We start from the raw sequence: 18798 nt of genomic DNA on the forward strand, positions 1-18798 counted from the left end.
GGAAGGCTCTTTGCTCCGAGAAATGCGTTGGCAGCTTCAGGGCGAGGCGGGAGGCCGACCAAAGGTGGCTTTGCTGGTTGCACTCGGCTCAAGGCACGGCACCAGTAATTGCGGCGGAGAATGCGAATTGGACAAGGACATTGGCCGAGTAGATTCAGGATGGTATCGAAGTATCAAGTGACACAGAATTCGGCGACAATCATCGACTTCATGGCTTACAGGACCAATAAGCGTGCTGCGGCCGGGTCCTCAAGAAACCAGGTTTGCTCGATTGCACCAGATTGCGCGGTCGTACCACTCTTTGTATTTTGGTTTTTCTTGGCTTGGACCCCATTCTTGATGGGTCAGCCCGCAACAGAAAACCAGGGTTCGTGATGCCGAGCACGCTGTTGGCCCGTTGATTTCCAGCGCTGCAATTCGATTCGGTCGCTCAAGATTCCTTTGGCGATAAGCCGCGCGCAGGGTCGCAAGCTCTTTCCTCCCGAAAACATATGTTCGTGGAAGGCGAGTCTGCCGAAGCGCAAGCGGGCTATCGCCGTCGTCGCTCACGCTCGCCTACCGGGGCAAAGACAGCCTTCGTCACGATCTGCAAGAGCTGTGCTATCCGCGCCGAGACGCTTAGCGGCTGGCGGTGTGCAACAGCTTGGGGACGCTGAAATCTGGAGCTCCGCGAGAGCTCTGGCCTCACACCGAATCCGTCTTGGTCGGGCCGCGGGCGTTATCGGCGTCACAACCGCATATCAAGTGCGAAGCTTCGGGCACGAAGTCTTCGTTGTCGATCGGCCGTCGGGTCGTCGAAGCACGCGCCATCAGCCACCGCGAGGTGGAGGCGAGTTGCCCGTCGTGCTGCTCAATGAAATCATCCTAAATGCAGCGCTGTTCGAAAGACAAGTTCTACCTTTCGTTGATATTTTGACTGACAACTGGCTGCAATAGTGTAAGATATTCGGTTGGAGCCACCGGACGTCCGGCAACATTAGGCACAATTAATAGAAGAGCTGCTACTCACCGATTTCTCACCAAGAGAAAGGCTGACGTGATGTCCAACTGCAAGCGAGATCATGCTGATCCCCTGCTGCAACTTCTCCTGGGGACCTACCACTTGAATATGCTACGGATTCCGCAAGAAGGACTTGCGGTGGGTGAACTGGTCATCGAGCAGCAAAAGGGCACGGCTACCATCCGGTGCCCCTTGACCGAAGTCTTCACCGGCAAATTGCCAAATCTAAAAGGCCCAAAGGACGACAGCATAACTGCATTGGAGGACGAATCATCCGGAAAATTGAAAACGAAGGCAGGACTTTCTTTCCTCGACAAGCTGCTTCGATTTGTCCCCGGTGCTTCCGCCAAAGCTGCCGGCGCCTATAACCAGGTCGAACACGTCGCTATCAAGCTGAAGATGCTGACGAGAGAGACTGTCAATTTTGGTACGCTCAGCAATTTTTTGGGCGCGGCCGAGATCAAGGAGGATCAGTCTCTCTTCCAGGAAGGCGACCGCCTCTTTGTCATCACCGCAATTGTGCGTAGTTCCGGTATCCAGATTCATTCGACCGACGCAGCGGGCCAGGCACTCGACGCGAAACTTGGTGTGAAGGGCTTTGGTGAGGGTAATCTGCGGGTCGATGCGGAAAGCAAGGGCGGCGGGCGAATGCTTTACACGGGTAAAAAGGCCCTCGCCATAGGTGTCGAACTGTTTGGCATTGAGCCCGTTGGGGGTAAATTCAAATTAAGAGCAACAAACGAGCCTGTTGCTGTTCGCGAAGGTACCTTAGATACAACCGAGAAGGATTACGCCTGGATCGGTGACCGAGCAACGGGTGACGCATTTTTTGATCTCAGCTCAAATCAATGACGACCGGGAGAGGCCGCTGTGTCGCTTGGTGATGACTTCCACCATGTTTGGCTTGTGTTGGTTTTAAACCTTGCTATCACCACGGTCGCGCTGTTGCTTCAGTCGGAGTACGGGAACGAGCGAAGTGAGCGCAGTATCCGGATTGGTGGGATTGTTCGGGCGGCTTCGCTTGCTTACGTCAAGCCCGAAAATTGGAAGCTAACCTTCAGTGCACTCATCTTCTCTTTCGTCGTCGCAGTCGCTGCCGGTATTGTATTTGATTTTGGGTTTGGACGAGCGGTACCGGCCGATCCGGCTTCACAGCTCGCTGCTCAGATCGCTCAGGCCCAACTGTTTGTGCTTGTGCCTGCGTATCTTGCAAGCCTGTTTCGAATCTATGTTGCAGCCGTGCGAGGTGCTCTTAGCGCTCGAGCCTTATTCGAAGCGACGACCGACATAGTGTTTGCCTGTTTGGTCGCGGTAGCAGTTTGGCTGCTTTGGACCATTCTTGGCGGACTAGCTCCGGTACCGCCGGAAATCCAACCTTACGGATTGGCCTTGTCGTTCATGATCGGCTGTTGCCCTTCGCTTGCTCTCATTCAAAGATGGGTAGCTCGTCGAAATGCGACAAATTTGCTGTTGCCTCTCTCGGGTCTCGATCAAATTCACTTCGCCAGACTTTATGAAGCCGGTGTTCGCAACATGCAAAATCTTGCATACGCTGACCCCGGGGCGTTATTTACGGTGACAGGCCTGCAACTGGCCTGGATTATCGATTGGGTTGCGCAGGCGCAGCTCCGGGTTCTGATAAGTGACGAATCAGGGAAGGCTCACGGGCTCAACGAACTCCGGCAGCTCGGGATTAGCAACATCCTCGATCTGGCACGGCTGCTTGACTCGCCGCAGGTTCAAGAGCGCATGCGCGATGCGCTTAAGCTAACCGCCGTCTACACGCAGGACAGGAACGAAGAGCAGCTTAGGAGTGCAAAAGGCCGCGCTGCGGGCCGCAATCACATGCGTAATCTCATCGAAGGTAGTCCCGCGTTTCGTGTGCTGCGAAACTATGCTGATGTCGTCGAAAAACCCCCCACGTCGATCGACGAAGTAGCTCAGAAAATTGACCAGGCTGTCCATGGAGCCGCCATCATCAACTACAATGGAAATTTCGTTTTGGCGCTTGCAGACCTGAGGCCATCCCAGGGCATCGGATGCCGAGGTGAGCTGAAATTTTCGACTAAGTCCGATCGCTCCCGCAAATATGAGGCTCCGATTCAAATAAGCGACGGCGAGAACAAACCGGACCGTGGAGCTCGGATACCATTCGATGTTCGAGTTAATTTTCGGCCACCCGTTATCCCAGGCCAATCATTCCGGATTGATGTGCCTGTTGATGGGGACTCATCCACTGAGCAATTTGAAGTGACGAACGCCGAAGGCAAATCGATTGGCGTTCTCATCAAGATTTTCCAAGCTAACCGATTGGTTCAAACGATGAGCGCCAAGTTCCCGGACGAGGAATGACGATGGGCATAGTTGATGTAATCGACCGGGGCGCGGCATTCAGAATAATATTGATGCAAATTGACGAGGCCGCGGTCATTGGCCTCGAGCACGATGGATGTTTGACAAAAGTTTCGACGAAACTGATGTGGTCGCAACTCGAATCCTTCCGTGAAGTGTTGGCCGAGCAATTATTATTCGCTGTCCGCGCAACGCGTGAGCTCCTGCACCTAACGAATTCGAGTGAGATCGATAAGGCGGCGTCGGCTCTCGAGAAGGTTGGGTCGAATATAATGTTCGATCTGTTCGAAGGACCGGACGAAGAGCGTTTTTGGAAGTTTGTGCACAGGCACCTATCCTATCATCCCGACGACGGCCCACCCGTGGCCTACGAGCCGCTCCTTGTCGAAGTTGAGGCGCCAAACGAGCTTATTCCATTTGGCCTGATTCCCGCATTTGATCCGGGTAAGCGTGGTCCAATTGATAATCTACAAAAGTTGCGTCGATTCATGTTTCGCTTTCTCGGCATGGCGGCCGTCATTCGCTATGTTGAGCCGATGCCTCATTCTGCCGATGATGCGAACGAATTTGATTCTCTCGCGTCGATCGATCAGGATCGGCTACTGCTTAATGAAGGTAAATTGCCCATCAAGTTCTTCCAGGACGGCACTCTTTATGGCGCGACGGTGGAATGTGAGTTTTTCCACGACATGGCAAGTTACATTGAGCTCGACGGTCCCTGGCCGCGACATACTGACGCGGGCGTTGACGAGGAGACGATCGCGCCGAAGCTCGCCGAAGCACTGTGGCGGTCGTCTCAGCGTTTCGACGGGAGTGATCGTGAGTTGGCCGATCAAATCCATCATGTATCCTGTCACTGCCGTGTAAACCCGAAGCTTGCTGCGGATTACAAATTAACTCTTGGAAGCGAGACCTGCGGGCCCTTCGAGATTTCGCTTTTTGAACTGAAGGCGGCGCTTCACCAGGTGAGAAAGGCACATCCCAAATCGGCGACCCCAAGCGGAAACCCGCTAATTTTCCTCAATGCTTGTGGCAGCTCAATGAGCAGCCCAAGGGGCCTGCCGACGTTTCCCCGCACTTTTTCTGCGTCGCATCGGGCAGTGATAGGTACTGAGACGAAGATCCCTGATCAGGTCGCTGCTTCAATCTGCGAGGCCTTCTATGTAAGCCTTCTTGGGGGCAGCACTGCGGGCCAAAGCTTGCATCACGCCCGATGGCATCTGGTTGATTTTCATCACAATCCACTCGGTATTCTCTACACTCTTCATGGAGATCCTGGCCTTCGGGTATCGCATCCGATCCCTCTCCTACTTCCATAAGGCAGATCGACACACACCGCGCGCACAGCCTGCCGCTGCGCGCGGGAGAGGGTTCCGGACCGTAGACCGGTCCAATAATGCCGCTCTCGGCTCGGCTCTAACGGCAGCAGAAATCAAAATCGTCCAGGAGGTCCTGCAACATGAAGCGGCAGTGTCCCCCGTCAAAGGGCATCGATTCAGTCGCTAAGCCGGCTCAGAAGGCAGACCGCGTGGCGGAGGAATTCGTCAAGGTCGCCAAGAAGTACGCTTCGGATAGCGACACCTCGAGTGGACAAAGCTTGGAACATTCGACCCTTGTGCGCGCCAAAAAGAAGGGGTCTCTAGACAGTGACGTCAACTCCAAGACGTTCGTGCTGTCCGGCAACAAGATTGTCGGATCCCAAGGCTAAGCTCGCCTCCAGGTACGAGGCATTCCACGGTCAGAGGTCCGTTCAGCCGCGACAAAAGTAGCGCTACACTGCTTCAACGGGGCAGCCATGGCATTGCTCATCGATGACATCGCGAAAGACATAGTCCTCACCCGATGGGCTTTGCCCGAATGCCTTCACGTTCCGATCGCCGCCCTCGATGAGGACGCCATCCGCAATTACGTTGGAGCTGTGGAGCAAGTTGTATCAGGCCCGGGTTTGAGAAGGGCCCTCCTCGTCACTGTACCCGAGCCGGCCGATATTGATCCTCTTCTTCGGATCAGCGATCATCCCAACGTTGGCATTCTTCACGCCCGACGGCAGGTATGGGTTCCGTCCCACCGAGGAGCGCAGAACCCCCCGGTCGGGGCGGCGAGGCCCGCAGCTCCAATCAGGGCTGTCCCGTTGCGGACAAAGGCAAAATAAAGCGTATGTTACCCGCTTTGAGCTGGACTGGGCGGACGTCGTAGTTGTAGCGACAGCTCCTGATCGGGAATCCGCCCAAATCCCTCAATAGAATTTCGCGCAAATCAGCAGCTTGGTGCAACGCAATTCGACGGACATATGGCGTGGCGCTGGTCGCGGCCAGCCGGACGCAATGCGACGTCACCGTATTAAGCATCTTCGTCAAGGATGGCAGATCGAGATCGAGAACACCCCCTCCTCGCCTCGATCGCCTTGATTCGATCGACGAAGCTGCGCATCACCATCAGGAACGATGCAACATTTCTTCTGGTTGCTCTTCGCTTCTCATAGGGGTGCTTTGCATTCAGAGATTGCCGTCCAGGGCGCCAACGCGTCGGAGAAAACAGTTGGGCTGAGTAGGCGCGCAAGGGGCAACCGACGATCGATGTCGAGCTCTCCAATTATCGCACGCACTCTAGGGATGAACTGCCAATAGTGGGATCGCGTAGTGCCGCCTGGAGTGTAATCGGCGTCCCTTGAGCACACCATGCTATCAAGCGTCATCCGGTGTCTGGGACTCGTCAGGAGTAATCCCATCGAAAAAGAAGCGCACAACGTAGCGATCAAAAGGTCCTAGAGATTTGATCGCTAGTACGGCGTTAATCCCCAAAAACTTGAATCGGTCGAGTGCCCTGAGGAGATCCATGTCAGGATCTTCAAAATTGATGAGACCGGCCGCATGGATCTTCTTCGATATCATGCGCGGTAGGCCGTATTCCTCAAGATGGTAGACTGCACTAGGAAGGAACGCGCGGCTCATCCTGGCTACGAACCCTGAGATATCAACAGCAGGGTTCACGATGATCTTATGAAGTTCATTTGTGTCGCCGAGGAGAGCAGACAACTTAAATGTAACAGTCCTCTCCAGCTTGAAGAAGTCCTCTATGCTGATACCGTTTCGCCTCAGTGTTGAAATAATCTGGGACAAATCATCACGCCAATTGTGCGCAATCTCCTTGGTCACATTCACCACGTTAGACCATGCTGTATCCCAACCGCTGGGTTTGAGCCTGAGCACTTTATACAGCATGGAGTCCCACTGGGCAGGATTTGATGAGTTGAGATAGCCGAAGCCCCTCCAATCATCTGGAGCGTCTCTCATATCTTTTGCCAAGCGCAGCAGAAAGTCTGCGTCGCTGTCCTGCAGAACATTGTCCTTCTTGAGACGTGCGAATTGTTCCTCGCCAATGATGTCGGACATTTGGGTTCTGTACTCGACGATCCTTTCAATTTGACGGTCTGTCAGCTGGTCTGCATCGCCATCTTCGTCGAGAGTTCCCAGCATCTTATCTGGGAACGAGATTTCGAGTTGGGCATCTTCCGATTTTGGCGGCGCATCTAACAGAAAGATGTTGCCGACGAAGTACTTGAACATGCGCCCGCCGCGGCCAATAATATTCTTGTATGTAAAATCCTTGAGGTTGGTGCTGCCAAGCTTACTGCGCCATACGATCACATTCTGAGCAGAAGTGTTGACGCCCTCAATGATAGAAGACGTGGAGACAATGCTGTCAAAGCCGTCCTCATACTCAAACAGCCTGATCTGCAGCTGGCTCAGGCACCTGTGCATGCTGCCATTGTGAACTCCGACGGCCCGCTCGACCAGATCGGCCAAGAGCCAGTCTTCTTCGTAATTTTCCCTCAGCCACTTGGCGAACGCTGAAGTGTATATCCGATCTACGGCTGGCAGGTTCTTGATGACAAGGTCGGCAATTTTTCGGATTTCACCGTAAGTACCAGCGTAGACGAGTGTTTTTTCATCGCCCGGAGAAATCAGCTCAATCAACTTCGCGCCCTTCTTGGCGGCGTCTCCTCCAAATTCCTTGTACGGTTCTTGGATATTCAAGTACACGGTATTGAAATTGAGGAGTTCAACAAACTCCATGTCGCGCGTGAATGCATTATCGTTGAGTTTCTTGATGTTCGGTGCAAGGTAGTACCGCTGGCTTGCCTTCTTCGAAAGTTTTAAGATCGCCTTTACCAGAGAGGAGGCGCGCTCGGGATCGTGCTCTTGGCTCGCCTTGTAGAATTCATCGACGACGAGAAGGTCGATCGTTTTAAGGGACGCCAGGTATCCGAAGGCGCGCTCCTGCGGAAAGATGAGGATGTTCTTAGGTCCGAGCCGCGTATCCGGTGCCGTTATGATCGTGTAGTGTTCGGAGAATTTCTTGAACAGTCGCCTTCGTGTTTCGTCCATGAGCGCGATTGTCGGAACGATGATCACCACCGTGTCCGGATGCTTCGCGGCTATAAACGCGTCAATGATAAAGCTCTTTCCGAAGCTCGTTGGGGCGCTTACCGCGACGCTCCTCCCGTTCAGAAGTCTGGCAAGGACAGAGGATTGCTCTCGGTGTAGGGTTGCCAATCGGCGGCCAACGTCAACCTCAAATGCGTGATGCACGTATTTCTGGTCCCACGACGCGCTCTCAAGCTGCAGGTAGGGAAACAGGCCCGTCGCGCGGATCATCTGGTTCACTAACTGCGGGTAGGGCGTCTTGGCCCGATCCAAGTCTGCCAGCAGCTGTATCAACAGATTTCTCGCAGCCAGCTCATTCTGGATCGATAGCAGCCCGTTAATCTCCTGACAGGTGTCAAAAATCTCCATCATTTCTGTCCTTTGTAGAAGGCGACGGCGTGGACAAACGCATCAACGATCTTCTTCTTGCTTGGGACCGGAAAGAGTATGATGTGGAAGTTGAGATCATCGTATTTGTGAACTGAACTGGATTTTGCGAGCTGCTTTGAAAAGTAAGATTCAGCCCGTTCCTTGTGAAAGGCGGCCAACTCCGTCTTGTAGGTCTCCGATAATTCGCTGGCAGCGGCCGTCGTGAGGCATTCGTGTAATAGAAGGATCGGTATATGAATCTTCGCCTTCAGCTTGTCGATCGACTCGCGGTTGCTCAAAGCGGCTTTGATCTTCTCTCGAAGGCGTGCGGGGATTGGCAGTCCATCCAGGTCCGAGACGCTGGTGATGATCGCGTTTTCTTTCTTCAGCTTATCGGTCGATAGTGAGTTCAAGACGGAGGTCACTACTGCATCGAGGCGAGCATCAGCTATGGAGTTGTAGAATTTCGCTTCGCCGAACCACAGTGTGAAGTCGTCGCCCTTCACTACAATGTGTACGCTGTCTGCTCCCTTGGCGTTGTCCTGAACATTCTGTTTGTAAAATATCTTCGGAACGACAGGCAGAGCGCCAAAACGATGGCGCATTAGGCCATACAAGAACACTTCGGCTATTTCGCTTCCCTGACCCACCTCGTCCTTGTCAGTCAATCTGAGGTTCTGAGCGGCTGCTATGAGGCTGCTGTGACTCTGATCCACAAGTGCGGATCGCTCTCTTTGGGACAATGCGGTTTCAGCTATATTGTCCCAGAGGTAACTCTGGAATTTGAGATACCGCCACTCGGTGTCTTCGAAGTCGTTAATTAAGCTAAGAACGCGCTTGTTTACCAAAGTGGTGAGCTGAGACACGGAAGTGATGCCGGCAAGGGCGTCATCAATAAGGATTTCGAATGACAAGCCGGTCATCGCTATAATTACCCCCAAAAACTTACACATATTTCAGATTCGTACAGGTTCCTACTGCACATTCGTAGGTAGAGGGGGATGCTGGTGCATTTGCCCGGCTATTTTATCTGAAAAGGTAACCGGTCTCGTCGCTACACTCGGTCACGCGTGCCGGCTTCGGGGTCGCTTTGCTCACGCCCCTGCAGGTGCCCTTTTCTGCGGGGGCGACCTTGCCACCCACATGGTAGGGCCTGCGGCCGTGGCACCTCAATGCCAACTCCCATGAAGAATCGCACGAAGGGCCAAGCCCCCTCGCAGATTCACATTCTCACTTAGAGGCTGAGCGTAAGAGTGTCGCGCGGTTGCCGTGACGCGTTACAGGCCGCGAGAGAGGCTCGTGGCGCCCGTCCGGGTCGCCAGCAGGGGCCTTGCCCCGCTCATGCATTCGTACGCGATGGAGAGCCGCAGAATGAGAGCGGGTCGAGTTCATCGGGAAGAGCAAAGCGGCCAAGCTGATCACCTGACCTTGCCCTCTGGGATTTGGGCTCAACTAACGCCGATGGCTGTAGAAGCGAGGTCGTCCTGCCAACACCCATGGGGCAACTGGTTATCTCAATGTGCCCGATGGCCCCGATCGTGCGCTGCTCATCTGGCGAGCCGCCTTATCGCGCGTGGCCGTAGCTAGAAAAGCTTCATCTTGTGCCACGCATGCGCAGGATTTCGGCTTGTAACAGACCACATCGGTCAAATTCCGATCCCTCAGCAGAATACAAGCTGCGTGATAGCTTTATAGCTAAGCCCGGGGCGGGGACAGGCCGGGCTTCCAACGACAGGAGAGGGTGCATTGACTTCCGAGGTGTTCATCACCTGTGCGTTTAAGGGAAGCACAGGGCGCGCTGGTGCTCAAAAGTCCTTTCGGTTTACTCGAGTAACAAGGACGAGCCGGTGATGACATCGTCCACATCTTCCGCTATCGCTGCCGTCACCGTCTTGGTCCATGGGTCCGAAGTTGCGCGCCGCGTCCATGAGCGCTTTCCGACCGTGCGCGTCTTGAGCGCCAAAGATACTGCGTCACTGGAATCCCAGGTGGCGGATGCTGATGTCATTGTTGGCTCCGGGATTGATTTTCCTCCCCAGGTCCTGGACAAGGCCCGTCGGCTACGCTGGTTCCAGTCGACCTCCGCGGGCATCGACGCGATTTTGCCGACTTGCAACCGTATCCGCGATCTCATCGTCACCAATGCTCGAGGCGTCCATGGCGATTCCATCGCGGATTTTGTCATGACGGGCATTGGCATGATGCACTGGGACTTCCCACGCTTCATGCAGGAGCAGTCTCGCAAGGAGTGGCACACACGTCCGGTACCGCCGATTTCGCAGAAGACGCTCGGCGTCGTCGGGCTCGGCTCGATCGGAGCTGCCATCGCCCGCCGCGGCAAAGGCGCGGGGATGACAGTGCTCGGCACGAAGCGCGATGTCAGCGCGCCAGTGGAGGGCGTCGACAGGCTCCTCCCGCCCAATGGCCTTGCAGAGCTTTTGCAACTCTCTGACTTCGTTGTGCTTGCCGTTCCCCTCGTTCCCGAAACGACCAGGCTGATTGGGCGTGAGCAGCTTCGTCTAATGCGGCGCAGTGCCTTTCTGGTGAATATTGCTCGCGGGTCAGTCGTTGCGGAGAGCGAGCTCGTGGAAGAGTTGCGAGCAGGCACCATAGCGGGGGCTCTTCTCGATGTGTTCGAGCAGGAGCCGCTCCCGGCCAACAGTCCGCTCTGGACGATGCCTAATGTACTCGTCGCCCCCCACGTCTCCGGGTATCCGAGCGACTACTCCGCGCGCCTGTTCGAGATATTCGCCGCTAACCTGCAACGGTTTATCGATAAGAAGCCATTGCAAAATGTAATCGACCTGACGCGAGGGTACTGACTGGACGATTTCCGGCGAGTGCTCGCTTCTTCATTTCGCCTATTGATCGGGCTGCGGCTTGATCTCAGAGGGTCTCGCGTGGGGAGTTCCTCCCCAATAACTGCGGGCCACTCCTTCGGGAGTGGCCCTTTTTTTGTGCTCTCTCCGTCGGCCGATGAGCATCATCGAGTGAGAGTGGTTGCGGCAGAATACGCAGCCAAATATCAGAGAATTTGCTCACCTGCTCGCGCTGGTTCAATCCTCGGCTTCGGCGATCCCCTTGTTCTCAAAGATGGCCCGCCCGCTCTCCCCGATCTGTCCCGCTTGGGTGGTCTCCTGGCATCAAACTGAGAGCGGCGCGGCAATAACTTCGTAGGTTACCGAAGATACGCAGGATTTCTGCCTGTCATCTGACTTTATCGATCAAAACCAGATCGCGGGGCGAAGTACAAATCCCGCAGACAAAACGTGTCGCTGCCCGTGTTCAAGCTGAATGATTCAGCGGCGGTAGAGGGTGGAATGGTTCCGGAGGCAGTCATCACCTGTGCGGTTGCGGGAGGTAGGTTTGCGGTCGATTGGAGTCCGCATCCGCCGCTGACGCAGGAGCAGAGAACAGAGTCGGCATCAACACGGCTCGGGCTGGCGCCACCGCTGTGCGCATCCATGTCCGTCAGCACAGGCGCGGCTGGCGACCAATGCCGGATTGGGCGACTGGGCGGTGCAGGGTGTCTTGGGCCGAGCCCGAGCTGCGTGCGCAAAAAGGCGGCGCTCTGCGTCCGTCGTGAGGTGAAGACTCATGTCTGAGAGGCGGCTGCGAACAGTCGGACTGTTAGGGGGCGGCTTGATCGGTGGCGGCTGGGCTGCGCGCTTTGTTCTTAACGGGATAGACGTGCGGCTACACGATCCCGCGCCTGGTGCACTGGAGCGCGTACAGCAGCAGTTGGAGAACGCGCGGCGGGCATATCGGCGATTGACGCGAGTCGCGCTGCCACCTGAGGGGCGTCTGTCGGTTGCGGATTCGATTGCCGAGGCGGTGCGGGGCGCCGATCTCGTGCAGGAGTCGGCGTCGGAGCGGTTGGATCTCAAGCAGCAACTCCTCGGGGCTGCCAGCCGAGCGGCCGCGCCGGAGACGCTGATCTGCTCGTCCACCTCAGGTCTTCGCCCGTCCTTGCTACAGGTTGAGATGGATCGGCCGGAGCGCTTTCTTGTCGCACACCCCTTCAATCCAGTCTACATGCTGCCGCTGGTCGAACTGTGTGGTGGAGAGAGAACGGCACCCGAGGCGCTGGAGTGGGCGGCGGAGATCTACCGGGGAGTCGGAATGCACCCGCTCGTGGTGCGCAAAGAGGTAGACGGCTTCATCGCAAACCGGCTCCAGGAGGCAATGTGGCGCGAGGCGCTCTGGCTGGTGCACGATGATCTAGCCACGGTGCAGGAGGTCGATGACGCTATCCGCTACTCCTTCGGGCTGCGCCGGGCGATTATGGGCCCCTTCCGCATTGCAGGCGGCGGAGGCGGCATGCGCCGCTTCATGCAGCAATGGGGGCCCATGCTGAAGCGGCCGTGGTCGAAGCTCACTAAGGTGCCAGAGCTCACGGACGCTTTCCTCGACAAGCTTGCCAAGCAAGCGGACGATCGAGGTGAGAAGCTTAGCGGCCTTGAGATCGAACAGAAACGCGATGACTGCTACGTGGCCCTTCTTCAAGGACTGCGTTCACAGGGCTATGGCGCGGGCGAGACAGTTGCCCTTTGGGAGCAGGGGCTGCGCAAGGCCAACTTCCAAATCGACGATGGCTGCGGACCACTGCGGATGCCGCCGGCCCAGATGCCCTCTGACTGGCTCGACAGTAACGGACACGTCAATGAGAGCCGTTACCTCCAGCTCTTCAGTGAAGCCACAGGCACCCTGGAACGTTATGTCGGCGTGGACAGCGAGTACCGGTCAAAATGCGGTGCTTTCTACACAGTCGAGACCCACTTATTCCACCTGGGGGAGTTGCGCGCCGGCGATCGTGCCCAGGTTCTCACGCAGGTACTCGGTGCACAGGACAAGCGCCTTCATGTCTTTCACGTTCTTACCCGTGAGGCAGACGACAAGCCGGTTGCGATGGCGGAACAGATGCTAATTCATGTCGACGCCAGCAGCCGGCGTAGCGCGCCCGTGCGGGGCGAGGTTCGCGAGCGATTGCTAGAACTCGCCGAACGGCACGCCAAGTTGCCTCGTCCCGAGCGCGTCGGCGCCAGTATACGGCAGCGTTGAGATCGAAGCCAGAATTGCTCACCGAAAGAAATCGATGGATATCGCGTTCACAGACGACGAGCGGGCTTTCCGAGAAGAGATACGTCAGCTCTTGCGAGACAACATGCCGCCGAGGTTGCGGCGCAGGTTGGCTGAAGGGCGAAAGCTGTCGAAAGACGAAAAGGCCGCCGGAGTGCGCATCCTCTACAAGAAGGGCGTGCCCACCTGGCCAAAGGACTACGGGGGGGCGGGCTGGAATCCGGTTCAATATTACATCTTCACAGAGGAGGTGCGGGCGTTTCCCGCATGGACACAGTTTGGCTACGGCGAGTCTCTGGTCGGTCCCGTAATCTACACCTTCGGCAATGAGGCCCAGAAGAAGTACTACCTGCCGCGTATCGCCAATGCTGAGGATTGGTGGTGTCAAGGCTTCTCGGAGCCAGGCGCGGGCTCAGACCTTGCCTCACTCAGAACGCGGGCGGTACGTGACGGCGGCCACTATGTCGTCAACGGTCAGAAGACCTGGACGACCTGGGCGCAATACGCTGATTGGATCTTCTGCTTGGTGAGGACAAATCCCGAAGCAAAGAAACAGCAGGGTATCTCTTTCCTCCTGGTCGATGTGAAGACCCCTGGTGTCACAGTGCGCCCGATCGAGTTGATCAGCGGTGGTCACGAAGTCAACGAGATTTTCTTCGACAATGTTCGTGTTCCGATTGAGAACTTGGTCGGCGAAGAGAACAAGGGCTGGGACTACGCTAAGTTTCTTCTCGCGAACGAACGGTTTTCGGACGCTGGCGTAACCTCATCAAAAGAAAGCATCGGTCGCATCAAGAAGCTTTCCGCACGGTCCTGCGCCGACGGGGAGCCGATCATAGACCAAGGCTCGTTTCGCGAGAAGATCGCCGCCCTCGAAGTCCAGCTGAAGGCGCTCGAAATGACGCAGCTCCGGGTGTTAGCGAACGCCTCGAGGCAGCAGAAGAGTGCGCAGGATCCTGCAAGCTCCATCCTCAAGCTCAAGGGTGCCGAAATCGAGCAGGAGATTGCGGAGTTGCTGATGGACCTGGCCGGTCCTTACGTCCTTCCTTATCTTTCGGAAGACCAACTCGAAGGTAACGAGCCGCCGATCGGCCCCGACTGGGCGGCAACGGCCGCGCCCGGCTACTTCTACAGCCGCGCGGCATCAATCTATTCGGGGTCTCGAGAAATCCAGAAGAACATCATCGCAAAAGCAATCCTCGGCCTGTGATGCTCGAACGAGATTGGCCAGGCGCCTCTCATTCAGGAGAATTTTGATCGTGAACTTTGACCTATCGGAGGAACAACAGCTCCTCAAAAATAGCGTAGAGCGACTGTTGGCCGACAGCTACGGCTTTGAGAAGCGCCGCACCTATCAGACGGACGCAAAGGGCTATAGTGACGCAATGTGGGCACGGTACGCAGAAATCGGGCTGCTTGCATTGCCATTTTCTGACAATCATGGCGGCTTCGACGGTGGCGCCATCGAGACGATGATTGCGATGGAGGCGTTCGGGAAGTCGCTGATCCTCGAGCCGTATTTCGCAACGGTTGTCCTTGCCGGCGGGCTGCTTCGGCTTGGGGCGAGCGAAGCACAAAAGGCCAATCTGATCCCCGGTATCGCGGAAGGCCGATTGAAGCTCGCCTTCGGATATGCCGAGCCGCAGTCGCGGTACGATCTGTTCGACGTCGAGACGCAGGCGAAGAAAGACGGCGGCGAATGGATACTGAATGGCACAAAGTGCCTCGTCCTCCACGGCGATACTGCCGATAAGATCGTCGTCTCTGCGCGCACCTCCGGAGATACACGCGAGAGGAATGGGATCGGTCTCTTCATTGTCGACGCAGACGCGCCGGGGTTTAGCCGCCGTGGCTATCCGACACAGGATGGTCTGCGTGCGGCCGAAATCATCCTTCAGAATGTTCGCATCAAGAATGTTGACGTCATTGGGGATCCAGAAGGCGCGTTTCCAATCATCACCCGGGTGGCGGACGAGGCGGTCGCAGCGCTCTGCGCGGAAGCCGTCGGCTGTTTTGAAACAATGCAGCAGATCACGCTCGACTACCTGAAAGCGCGCGAGCAGTTCGGCAAGAAGATCGGTAGTTTCCAGGTGCTGCAGCATCGTGCCGTCGACATGTTCGTAGAATTGGAGCAGTCGCGCTCGATGGCCATGTATGCCGCGATGATGGCGGGTGAAGACGACGCGACCGAGCGCGAGCGTGCCATTTCCGCGGCGAAGGTCCAGATCGGACGTTCCGCGAAGGCAATCGGCCATGAATCGATCCAGCTCCATGGTGGCATTGGAATGACCATGGAGTACAGCATCGGCCACTATTTCAAGCATGTGACCATGCTCGACATGCTTTTTGGAGATGCCGACCATCACCTGAAGCGGCTTGCCGGCCTTGGAGGGCTCAGTAGCGGGCAAGTCAATTGAAGAACAACTCCGGTCGAATTCGAATGTCATGTTCAGCTCTCGCGTCTGCGTCATCACACCTTCCGGTCGGGCGGGTTGCGCCGCTCCGCATCGAGCACAATTGGGAGGAGGACCGAAAATGCCTCAAGCGCATTTCGATGGCGATGCCGCGCAACGGGGCTGATCAATGAGCAAGCTCGAGCGTCTTCTGCGGCCCAAATCGATCGCCGTGTTTGGCGGCAAGCAGGCAGCCACTGTCGTCGCGCAATCGATCAAGATGGGCTTTGCTGGAGAGATGTGGCCAGTCCACCCCACCAAAGACGAGGTTGCCGGCAGGAAAGCCTACCGTTCCGTGGCCGAGCTACCCGGATCGCCGGATGCTGCTTGGGTCGGCGTCAACCGGCACCTCACCATAGAGGTGATCAGGGCGCTGGCTGAGCGGAATGCCGGAGCTGCTGTTTGTTTTGCCGCCGGTTTTCTTGAGACGAAAGCCGATGACGCAGACGGCGAGAGGCTGCAGGCCGAACTGGTCGCCGCCGCCGGCGAGATGCCGATCATCGGTCCCAACTGCTACGGCTTGATCAATTACGCCGACGGCGCGCTTTTATGGCCGGACCAGCATGGTGGAATCCGACTTGCCGAGGGTGGACTTGGCGTCGCCATCATCACGCAGTCCTCTAGCATCGCCATCAGCATGACGATGCAAAAGCGCGGTTTGCCCATTGCCATTCTGATGACAGCTGGAAATCAGGCGCAGACCGGGCTTTCCGAAATTGCGCACGGCCTCATCGAGGATACGCGCGTGACCGCGCTTGGCCTGCACATCGAAGGCTTCGACTCAGTGGCCGGCTTCGAAAGACTGGCGGCACGCGCGCGAGAGTTGAGAAAGCCGATCATTGCCATGAAAGCCGGCCGTTCGGAGCAGGCCCGGCAGGCGACGATTTCGCATACGGCTTCGATTGCTGGTTCCGACGCCGCATCCGGCGCGTTCCTGAAGCGGCTCGGAATCGCCCGGGTGGATTCCCTTCCCACCTTTATTGAAACGTTGAAACTGTTGCACGTCACCGGGCCATTGGCGGGATACCGCCTGTCGTCAATGAGCTACTCGGGTGGCGAAGCTTCAATAGTGGCTGACACCGCGGAAGGTCGCATGGTGTGCTTCCCTGGCCTCACTGAGGAACACCGTGCACGTGTTCGATCAACGCTCGGGCCGCTGGTGGCGGTGGCCAACCCTCTCGATTACAATACATTCACCTGGAACAACGAGCCGGCGTTGACCTCCACCTTCACCGCGATGGTGTCGGGCGGCTTCGATCTCAATATGGCGGTGCTCGACTTCCAGCGCCCCGACCGCTGTTCGAACGCTGCTCCCTATTGGACCATCGTGGGCGCATTCGAAGCCGCGCTGAAGAGCAACAGGGCGAACGGAGCAATGGTCACGTCGCTGCACGAGAACATGCCCGAAGACTACGCCGTAGAACTGATGGCGCGGGGGATCACACCGCTCTTCGGCGTTCCGGAAGCGTTGGATGCCGCCCAAGCGGCCGCTTTCATTGGTTCTGCTTGGCGTGAGCCCGAGGCCCAACCGGCCAACACTGCCGGTTCTGGCACACGCGCAGCCGGCCGTATTACGCTCGATGAAGCAGCGGCGAAGGCGCGGCTGATCCAGGCCGGGCTGCCAGTGCCCGAAGGCATGCGCGCCGGTAGCGCAGCCGAGGCAGTGACCTCATCCCTGGCGCTTGGTTTCCCAGTGGCGCTGAAGGCGCTCGGCGTCAGCCACAAATCTGAGGCCGGGGCGGTGCGGCTCAACCTCAGTGACGTTGCAAGCATCAACAGCGCGGCACGTGATCTGCTGCCTCTCGCCAGTGAGCTTTATGTTGAGCGCATGGTGCGCGATGGTGTCGCCGAACTTATCGTCGGATTCACTCGTGATCCGATCTTCGGCGCGGTGATGACGCTGGGCTCAGGCGGCGTGTTGGTCGAACTTCTGCGCGATAGTGCCACTCTGATGCTGCCGGCAACACACAGTGACATCGAGGTAGCGTTGCGCGGCCTTAAGCTTTACCCTTTGCTCGAAGGGTACCGGGGGCGCCCCAAGGCCGACGTGACAGCGGCAATCGGGGCCATAGCGGGCATCGCTGCCTTCGTGCAGCAGAATGCCGAGATCGAGGAACTCGATATCAACCCGCTGATCGTTTGTGCCGAAGGCAAGGGTGCCTGGATCGCGGATGCGTTGCTCGTATACGGAGAAGACAAGAATGTCTGATGTGATCAGAATCCATCGCGAAGGCGCAATTCTCGAAGTTACCTTGGACCGGCCCAAGGCCAACGCAATCAACCCCAAGACGTCGCGGCTGATGGGCGAAACCTTCAAGGCGTTTCGCGACGATCCGGATTTGCGCGTCGCCGTTCTCAAGACCGCCGGTGACAAGTTCTTTTGCGCCGGGATGGACCTGAAGGCGAGGTCGGAGGGCGAGACGGCCGATGGCGACTGGGGCGTCGGCGGATTTGGGGGAGTGCAGGAACTGCGCGGTCTCAACAAACCTGTGATCGCGTGCGTCAATGGTATGGCGGTGGGTGGCGGCTTCGAGTTGGCGCTTTCCTGCGACCTGATCTACGCCTCCGATCATTCCTCCTTTGCGCTGCCGGAGATCCGCGCGGGAACGTTGGCGGATGCAGCATCGGTCAGGCTGCCGAAACGCCTGCCCTATCACATTGCAATGGAGCTTCTCTTCACCGGGCGGTGGATGGATGTGGCTGAGGCGCATCGCTGGGGTCTGGTGAACGAGGTGCTGCCGAAGGAAAAGCTCGAAGAACGGGTCTGGGAGGTCGCACGCCTGCTCGCTAATGGCCCGCCCTTGGTCTTTGCGGCAATCAAAGAAGCGGCGCGTGTCTCTGAATCGCTCTCGTTTCAGGACGCTATGAACCGGTTGACACGCCGTCAGCTTGCGACCGTCGACGTACTCTATGGGTCGGAGGACAGCCTTGAAGGTGCTCGGGCCTTTGCCGAAAAGCGCGCCCCCGTTTGGAAGGGCAGATAGTGCGGGGCCGACCACCGCGATGTTTCAAACCATCTAATCACGTGAAAGTCCGATGGATTTCATCCGGCGGCGTGACCCAGCGTAAACTCCCGATGCGAGAGAAGGAACAATCAATGACAATTTATCAGGTTGGC

At 57.0% G+C, this 18798-nt stretch carries 11 protein-coding genes; 9 read left to right on the plus strand and 2 right to left on the minus strand.

Annotated elements, in window-relative coordinates:
• The first annotated feature begins 1039 nt into the window (after positions 1-1039).
• The 3 genes from ABIC03_RS38340 to ABIC03_RS38350 are packed head-to-tail and all read left to right on the plus strand — an operon-like array spanning position 1040 to position 4671.
• Positions 1040-1852, plus strand: coding sequence for a gasdermin (locus ABIC03_RS38340; RefSeq protein WP_354065985.1), 813 nt, complete (start codon positions 1040-1042; stop codon positions 1850-1852).
• Positions 1853-1870: 18 nt separating this feature from the next.
• A complete protein-coding gene (locus ABIC03_RS38345; RefSeq protein ID WP_354065987.1) occupies positions 1871-3352 on the plus strand; it encodes a hypothetical protein in 1482 nt (493 codons plus the stop codon).
• On the plus strand, positions 3349-4671 hold the full coding sequence (locus tag ABIC03_RS38350) for a CHAT domain-containing protein (protein ID WP_354065989.1): 1323 nt from the start codon (positions 3349-3351) through the stop codon (positions 4669-4671). The genes ABIC03_RS38345 and ABIC03_RS38350 overlap by 4 nt, the downstream gene beginning before the upstream one ends.
• Positions 4672-6036: 1365 nt before the next feature.
• On the opposite strand, the gene ABIC03_RS38355 is transcribed toward ABIC03_RS38350, so the two are convergent.
• Entirely contained in the window at positions 6037-8148 is a 2112-nt protein-coding gene (locus ABIC03_RS38355) for a DEAD/DEAH box helicase (RefSeq protein ID WP_354065991.1), read from the minus strand.
• Positions 8148-9071 (minus strand): HamA C-terminal domain-containing protein, encoded by a 924-nt coding sequence (locus ABIC03_RS38360; RefSeq protein ID WP_275174573.1) that lies wholly within the window; start codon positions 9069-9071, stop codon positions 8148-8150. Before ABIC03_RS38360 ends, ABIC03_RS38355 begins: the two co-directional genes overlap by 1 nt.
• Positions 9072-9998: 927 nt before the next feature.
• Between ABIC03_RS38360 and ABIC03_RS38365 the strand changes: the two genes are divergently transcribed.
• From ABIC03_RS38365 to ABIC03_RS38390, 6 genes are all read left to right on the plus strand, one after another.
• The gene (locus ABIC03_RS38365; protein WP_354065993.1) at positions 9999-10970 is read left to right on the plus strand and encodes a D-2-hydroxyacid dehydrogenase; all 972 of its coding nucleotides are present in this window, start codon (positions 9999-10001) and stop codon (positions 10968-10970) included.
• A 775-nt stretch (positions 10971-11745) separates the two neighbouring features.
• Entirely contained in the window at positions 11746-13209 is a 1464-nt protein-coding gene (locus ABIC03_RS38370) for a 3-hydroxyacyl-CoA dehydrogenase NAD-binding domain-containing protein (RefSeq protein WP_354065995.1), read from the plus strand.
• A gap of 34 nt (positions 13210-13243) precedes the next feature.
• On the plus strand, positions 13244-14437 hold the full coding sequence (locus tag ABIC03_RS38375; RefSeq protein WP_354065997.1) for an acyl-CoA dehydrogenase family protein: 1194 nt from the start codon (positions 13244-13246) through the stop codon (positions 14435-14437).
• Between the two features lie 49 nt (positions 14438-14486).
• Positions 14487-15644 carry an acyl-CoA dehydrogenase family protein gene (locus tag ABIC03_RS38380; RefSeq protein WP_354065999.1) on the plus strand — a complete coding sequence of 386 codons (1158 nt, stop codon included), beginning with the start codon at positions 14487-14489 and terminating at the stop codon, positions 15642-15644.
• A 166-nt stretch (positions 15645-15810) separates the two neighbouring features.
• Complete coding sequence (locus ABIC03_RS38385; protein ID WP_354066001.1) at positions 15811-17889, plus strand: acetate--CoA ligase family protein; 2079 nt, start codon at positions 15811-15813, stop codon at positions 17887-17889.
• Positions 17882-18664 carry a carnitinyl-CoA dehydratase gene (locus tag ABIC03_RS38390; RefSeq protein ID WP_354066003.1) on the plus strand — a complete coding sequence of 261 codons (783 nt, stop codon included), beginning with the start codon at positions 17882-17884 and terminating at the stop codon, positions 18662-18664. Before ABIC03_RS38385 ends, ABIC03_RS38390 begins: the two co-directional genes overlap by 8 nt.
• Positions 18665-18798 lie beyond the last annotated feature (134 nt).

The organism is Bradyrhizobium sp. RT6a (genome assembly GCF_040547675.1).
GTDB lineage: Bacteria > Pseudomonadota > Alphaproteobacteria > Rhizobiales > Xanthobacteraceae > Bradyrhizobium.

Coding starts and splice junctions, on each gene's coding strand:
- ABIC03_RS38340 (WP_354065985.1), top strand. CDS start 1,040: ATGTCCAACTGCAAGCGAGATCATGCTGATCCCCTGCTGCAACTTCTC.
- ABIC03_RS38350 (WP_354065989.1), top strand. CDS start 3,349: ATGACGATGGGCATAGTTGATGTAATCGACCGGGGCGCGGCATTCAGA.
- ABIC03_RS38355 (WP_354065991.1), bottom strand. CDS start 8,148: ATGGAGATTTTTGACACCTGTCAGGAGATTAACGGGCTGCTATCGATC.
- ABIC03_RS38360 (WP_275174573.1), bottom strand. CDS start 9,071: ATGACCGGCTTGTCATTCGAAATCCTTATTGATGACGCCCTTGCCGGC.
- ABIC03_RS38365 (WP_354065993.1), top strand. CDS start 9,999: ATGACATCGTCCACATCTTCCGCTATCGCTGCCGTCACCGTCTTGGTC.
- ABIC03_RS38370 (WP_354065995.1), top strand. CDS start 11,746: ATGTCTGAGAGGCGGCTGCGAACAGTCGGACTGTTAGGGGGCGGCTTG.
- ABIC03_RS38375 (WP_354065997.1), top strand. CDS start 13,244: ATGGATATCGCGTTCACAGACGACGAGCGGGCTTTCCGAGAAGAGATA.
- ABIC03_RS38385 (WP_354066001.1), top strand. CDS start 15,811: ATGAGCAAGCTCGAGCGTCTTCTGCGGCCCAAATCGATCGCCGTGTTT.
- ABIC03_RS38390 (WP_354066003.1), top strand. CDS start 17,882: ATGTCTGATGTGATCAGAATCCATCGCGAAGGCGCAATTCTCGAAGTT.